The 6,066-nt window shown below is 58.4% G+C and carries 5 protein-coding genes; 4 read left to right on the forward strand and 1 reads right to left on the reverse strand.

The window, feature by feature from the left end; all coding sequences use genetic code 11:
• Together carB and greA are read left to right on the forward strand one after the other, a co-directional pair.
• The coding region (gene carB, locus ACIQ39_RS18140) for a carbamoyl-phosphate synthase large subunit (protein ID WP_396435988.1) at window positions 1–3,085 on the forward strand (3,085 nt) is incomplete at its 5' end.
• Between the two features lie 118 nt (window positions 3,086–3,203).
• Complete coding sequence (greA, locus tag ACIQ39_RS18145; protein ID WP_396435989.1) at window positions 3,204–3,680, forward strand: transcription elongation factor GreA; 477 nt, start codon at window positions 3,204–3,206, stop codon at window positions 3,678–3,680.
• 70 nt (window positions 3,681–3,750) lie between these two features.
• On the opposite strand, the gene ACIQ39_RS18150 is transcribed toward greA, so the two are convergent.
• Window positions 3,751–4,224 carry a YhbY family RNA-binding protein gene (locus ACIQ39_RS18150; protein WP_396435990.1) on the reverse strand — a complete coding sequence of 158 codons (474 nt, stop codon included), beginning with the start codon at window positions 4,222–4,224 and terminating at the stop codon, window positions 3,751–3,753.
• 31 nt (window positions 4,225–4,255) lie between these two features.
• On the opposite strand from ACIQ39_RS18150, the gene ACIQ39_RS18155 reads away from it, so the two are divergent.
• Together ACIQ39_RS18155 and ACIQ39_RS18160 are read left to right on the forward strand one after the other, a co-directional pair.
• On the forward strand, window positions 4,256–4,918 hold the full coding sequence (locus tag ACIQ39_RS18155; protein WP_396435991.1) for an RlmE family RNA methyltransferase: 663 nt from the start codon (window positions 4,256–4,258) through the stop codon (window positions 4,916–4,918).
• A 104-nt stretch (window positions 4,919–5,022) separates the two neighbouring features.
• Window positions 5,023–6,066, forward strand: a 1,044-nt coding sequence (locus ACIQ39_RS18160) for an ATP-dependent metallopeptidase FtsH/Yme1/Tma family protein (RefSeq protein ID WP_396435992.1), incomplete at its 3' end; no start/stop codon positions are given.

The raw sequence follows: 6,066 nt of genomic DNA on the forward strand, positions 1-6,066 counted from the left end.
CACCGCCGACGTCACTTACATCGAGCCCATCACCTGGCAAACGGTGGAAAAGATCATTGCCAAAGAGCGGCCCGATGCGATTTTGCCCACCATGGGCGGTCAAACCGCGCTGAACTGCGCCTTGGACCTGTGGCACCACGGCGTGCTCGAAAAATACAAAGTCGAGTTGATCGGTGCCACGCCAGAAGCCATCGACAAAGCCGAAGACCGCCTCAAGTTCAAAGACGCCATGACCAAAATTGGTCTGGGCTCTGCGCGCTCGGGCATTGCCCACAGCATGGAAGAGGCTTGGGAGGTGCAAAAGACCTTGGGATTCCCCACTGTCATTCGCCCCAGCTTCACCTTGGGCGGCACGGGCGGCGGCATCGCCTACAACCCCGAAGAATTCGAGGTGATTTGCAAGCGCGGACTGGAAGCTTCGCCCACCAGCGAGTTGTTGATCGAAGAGTCGCTGCTGGGTTGGAAAGAGTACGAGATGGAAGTGGTGCGCGACAAAGCGGACAACTGCATCATCGTGTGCTCGATCGAAAACCTCGACCCCATGGGCGTGCACACCGGTGACTCCATCACGGTGGCCCCTGCGCAAACCTTGACCGACAAGGAATACCAAATTTTGCGCAACGCCTCTTTGGCCGTGCTGCGCGAGATCGGTGTCGACACCGGCGGCTCGAACGTGCAGTTCTCCATCAACCCCCAAGACGGCCGCATGGTCGTCATCGAGATGAACCCCCGCGTGTCGCGCTCCTCGGCCTTGGCGTCCAAAGCCACAGGTTTCCCGATTGCCAAAGTCGCAGCCAAGCTCGCCGTGGGTTACACCCTGGACGAGTTGCGCAACGACATCACGGGGGGCGCCACGCCAGCCTCGTTCGAACCATCGATTGATTACGTGGTCACCAAGATCCCGCGTTTTGCGTTCGAGAAATTCCCCACAGCCGACAGCCGCCTGACCACCCAAATGAAATCGGTGGGCGAGGTGATGGCCATGGGCCGCACCTTCCAAGAGTCCTTCCAAAAAGCCCTGCGTGGCCTGGAAGTCGGCGTGGACGGCATGAACGAAAAAACCCAGGACCGCGAAGTTTTGGAAAAAGAATTGGGCGAACCCGGCCCCGAGCGCATCTGGTACGTGGGCGATGCCTTTGCCATGGGCTTGAGCGTGGACGAGGTGTTTGCCTTGACCAAGATCGATCCCTGGTTTTTGGTGCAGATCGAAGAGATCGTGAAGATTGAACTCGAACTTGAAACCACCACGCTCGAAGCCATCACGGCTGAAGAGTTGCGCGCGCTCAAGAAAAAGGGCTTCTCGGACCGCCGCATGGCCAAGCTGCTCAAGACCACCGAGCATGTGGTGCGCGCGCGCCGCCATGCACTGAACATCCGCCCGGTCTACAAGCGCGTGGACACCTGCGCGGCCGAGTTCTCCACCGACACCGCCTACATGTACTCGTGCTACGAGGGTCACGGGTACGGTGAATGTGAGGCCGAGCCCACCAACAACAAAAAAATCATGGTGCTGGGTGGTGGCCCCAACCGCATTGGCCAAGGCATCGAGTTCGACTACTGCTGTGTGCACGCGGCGCTGGCCCTGCGCGAAGACGGCTACGAGACCATCATGGTCAACTGCAACCCCGAGACCGTGTCGACCGATTACGACACTTCGGACCGTTTGTATTTCGAGCCCGTCACCTTGGAAGATGTGCTGGAAATCGTGGCCAAAGAAAAGCCCACGGGCGTGATCGTTCAGTACGGTGGCCAGACGCCTTTGAAATTGGCGCTTGACCTTGAGGCTGCTGGCGTGCCCATCATTGGCACCAGCCCCGACATGATCGACGCGGCGGAAGACCGCGAACGCTTTCAAAAGTTGTTGCACAACTTGGGTTTGCGCCAACCGCCCAACGCCACGGCACGCACCGAGCCAGAGGCTTTGGAAAAAGCCGCGGCCTTGGGCTACCCCCTGGTGGTGCGCCCCAGCTATGTGCTGGGGGGGCGTGCGATGGAAATCGTGCACGAGCAACGCGACCTGGAGCGCTACATGCGCGAAGCGGTCAAGGTGTCGCATGATTCGCCCGTGCTGCTCGACCGTTTTTTGAACGACGCCATCGAGTGCGATGTCGACTGTCTGCGCGACCCCGAAGGCCAAACTTTCATCGGCGGCGTGATGGAACACATCGAGCAAGCCGGTGTGCACAGCGGTGACTCGGCCTGCTCCTTGCCGCCATACTCGCTGTCGGCGGCCACGGTCGACGAACTCAAGCGCCAGTCGGCCGCCATGGCCTGTGCCCTGAACGTGGTGGGTTTGATGAATGTGCAGTTCGCCATTCAGAGCATCGACGGTCAAGACGTGATTTATGTGCTGGAGGTCAACCCCCGCGCTTCGCGCACCGTGCCCTATGTGTCCAAAGCCACGGGCATCCAATTGGCCAAGGTGGCGGCGCGCTGCATGGCCGGTCAAACGCTGGCTTCGCAGGGCATCACGAAAGAAGTCACGCCGCCTTATTTCAGTGTGAAAGAGGCCGTGTTTCCTTTCGTGAAATTTCCCGGTGTGGACACCATTCTCGGCCCCGAGATGAAGTCCACCGGCGAGGTCATGGGCGTGGGCAAAAGCTTTGGCGAGGCCTTTGTGAAGAGCCAATTGGGCGCAGGCACCAAGTTGCCGCGCCCGGCCAAGGCCGATGGCACGCCCTCGGGCAAAGTGTTCATCTCGGTGAAAAACAAGGACAAACCCCGAGCCATCGAGGTGGCTCGCCAGTTGGTAGCGCAAGGCTTTGCCTTGGTTGCCACCAAGGGCACGGCCAGCGCCATGCACGCCGAAGGCGTGGCGTGTGCAACGGTGAACAAGGTCACCGAAGGCCGCCCCCACATCGTGGACATGATCAAGAACAACGAGATTGTGCTGGTCATCAACACGGTGGAAGAGCGGCGCAACGCGATCGCCGATTCACGCCACATCCGCACCTCGGCCTTGCTCAACCGCGTCACCACCTTCACCACCATGGCGGGCGCGCAAGCGGCTGTCGAAGGCATGAAGTACATGGACCAACTGGACGTCATTTCTATCCAAGAAATGCACGCCCAGCTGGCAGCCTGATTTCGACGGCTGATTTGCCCCAGCTTGAACCTTGGCCCGCACCATGATGTGCAGGGCATAATGTGCAAACCAACCGCCGAGGCTTACCGCTCGGCGGTTTGCTTTTGGAGAACCGAACATGTCCACCATCCCGATCACCAAGCGCGGCGCAGAGAAACTCAAAGACGAGTTGCACCGACTCAAAACCATCGACCGCCCCGGCGTGATCCAAGCCATTGCCGAGGCGCGTGCCCAAGGTGATTTGAGCGAAAACGCCGAATACGACGCCGCCAAGGACCGCCAAGGTTTTGTAGAAGGCCGGATTCAGGAAATCGAAGGCAAGCTGTCGGCCGCGCAGGTCATCGACCCCGTCTCGGTGGATGCCGGTGGTCGCGTGGTGTTTGGTGCCACCGTCGAGTTAGAAGATGAAAAATCCGGCGAGGCCGTCACCTACCAGATCGTTGGCGAGGACGAAGCCGATTTGAAACTGGGCTTGATCAACATCAGCAGCCCGATTGCCCGCGCCTTGATAGGCAAGGAGGAAGGTGATGTGGCCGAAGTGCATGCGCCCAGCGGCGTGCGGCGTTATGAAATCGTGGCCGTGTCGTACGTCTGAGCCATGGAAAAAGGCCGTTGTCAAACGGCCTTTTGGGCTGTCAACGCCGGGTTCAGGCGCTGCGCGATGCTCAGTCGAGGCGGCCTTTCTTGACCGATTTTTGTTTGGGTTTGGCGCGCTTGATTTGGCCACCTGCAGCCAAGCGCTGGTTGCCCAGCACGCGAACGGTTTTGACCTCGGGGCGCTGACCGCCGCGTGAGCTGTATTTCAGAATTTTGAAATCGCGTGGACCGGCTTTGCGGTCGTCGTCGCTTACTTTGGTTTTCTCGGGCTGAGGCCGCCACAGGATGAGCAGTTTGCCGATGTGCTGGATGGGCGCGGCGCTGAGCTGCTCGGTCAATTGGGCGAGCATGCTTTCGCGTGCAGCCCGGTCGTCGCCCAAGACGCGGATTTTGATCAGGCCATGGGCGTTCAAAGCGGCTTCGGTTTCTTTCACGACAGCCGGGGTCAGGCCGTCGCCACCGATCATGACAACCGGGTCGAGGTGGTGGGCATCGGCGCGAAAAACTTTGCGCTCGGCAGGTGTGAGTTGTATTTGGGGCATCCCCGTATTATCTCCTCAAGGACACAGAAGAATGAAAGTCAAAACCAAAAGTAAAAAGGTCAACAAAGCCTGGTTGAACGACCATGTGAATGACACTTATGTGAAATTGGCCCTGAGGGAGGGCTACCGCGCCCGGGCGGCTTACAAGTTGAAAGAAATCGACGAAGCCTTGGGTTTGATCCGTCCGGGTGACTTGGTGGTGGACTTGGGTTCGGCCCCGGGCGCTTGGAGCCAGTATGTGCGCCGCCGCCTCTCGCCCAACGGGGCGGCCGTAGGCGCGCTCAACGGCAGCATCATCGCGCTGGACATCTTGCCCATGGCACCGGTGGAAGGGGTGCAGTTCATTCAAGGTGATTTCCGCGAAAACGAGGTCGCAGCGCTGCTGGAGACGGCCTTGCAGGGGCGGCAGGTGGATGTGGTGGTCTCCGACATGGCCCCCAATTTGTCGGGCATTGATGCATCGGATGCCGCTCGAATTCAACATTTGATCGAGTTGGCGGTGGAGTTTTCGCAAAACCACCTCAAGCCTGAAGGGGCTTTGGTGGTCAAGGTGTTCCATGGGAGTGGCTACAGCCAAATTGTCAAAATGTTCAAACAGACTTTCAAGGTGGTCAAGCCGATTAAACCCAAATCGTCTCGGGACAAGTCCTCCGAAACTTTTTTGGTGGGGATGGGGCTAATTCAGGGCAATTAAGCCTTTAAAACCCCCCTTTGTGAGGGCTAAGAAATAGTCAGCTGCTTTGGGGCCCCTCGACGGGCATAAAATGACACCAGACTTTTAATCGACTGGAGCCTCTCTTGAACAACCCTTGGTTTTCCAAAATTGCGGTGTGGATGGTGATAGCCATGGTGCTTTTCACTTTGTTCAAACAATTTGACAACCGTGGTGCCGCTGGCGCGAGCGCAGTGGGTTACTCTGACTTTCTGGAAGAAGTTCGCAGCAACCGCATCAAAACTGCCACCATTTCTGAGAGCCCAGGCGGCACCGAAATCATGGCCGTCACTTTGGACGATCGCCGCATCAAAACAACGGCCACTTTCTTGGACCGCGGTTTGGTGGGCGATCTCATCAGCAGCGGCGTGAAGTTTGATGTCAAACCCCGCGAGGAAGGCTCCTTGCTCATGACTTTGTTGGTCAGCTGGGGCCCCATGCTGCTTTTGATCGGTGTCTGGGTCTACTTCATGCGTCAGATGCAAGGTGGTGGCAAGGGCGGCGCTTTCAGTTTTGGCAAGTCCAAGGCGCGCATGCTGGATGAAAACAACAACAACGTCACTTTCGCTGACGTGGCCGGTTGCGACGAAGCCAAAGAAGAGGTCAAGGAAGTGGTGGACTTTTTGAAAGATCCGCAACGCTTTCAAAAACTCGGCGGGCGCATTCCCCGTGGTCTGCTGCTGGTCGGCCCGCCCGGTACCGGTAAAACTTTGCTGGCCAAAGGCATCGCGGGCGAAGCCAAGGTGCCATTTTTCAGCATCTCTGGCTCTGATTTCGTCGAAATGTTCGTCGGCGTGGGCGCTGCCCGAGTGCGTGACATGTTCGAAAACGCGAAAAAGAATGCCCCTTGCATCATCTTCATCGACGAGATTGACGCTGTGGGCCGCCAGCGTGGCGCTGGCTTGGGTGGCGGCAACGACGAACGTGAGCAGACCCTGAACCAGATGCTGGTCGAAATGGACGGCTTTGAGACCAATTTGGGCGTGATCGTGGTGGCAGCCACCAACCGCCCTGACATTTTGGATGCCGCTTTGCTGCGCCCTGGTCGTTTTGACCGCCAGGTTTATGTGACCCTGCCCGATATTCGTGGCCGTGAGCAAATTCTCAATGTGCACATGCGCAAGGTGCCG

The organism is Limnohabitans sp., from assembly GCF_044361645.1.
Classification (GTDB): Bacteria; Pseudomonadota; Gammaproteobacteria; order Burkholderiales; family Burkholderiaceae_C; genus Limnohabitans_A.

Bases quoted from the DNA above. Each gene is read 5' to 3' on its own strand.
- greA (WP_396435989.1), top strand. From the start codon at position 3,204: ATGTCCACCATCCCGATCACCAAGCGCGGCGCAGAGAAACTCAAAGAC.
- ACIQ39_RS18150 (WP_396435990.1), bottom strand. From the start codon at position 4,224: ATGCCCCAAATACAACTCACACCTGCCGAGCGCAAAGTTTTTCGCGCC.
- ACIQ39_RS18155 (WP_396435991.1), top strand. From the start codon at position 4,256: ATGAAAGTCAAAACCAAAAGTAAAAAGGTCAACAAAGCCTGGTTGAAC.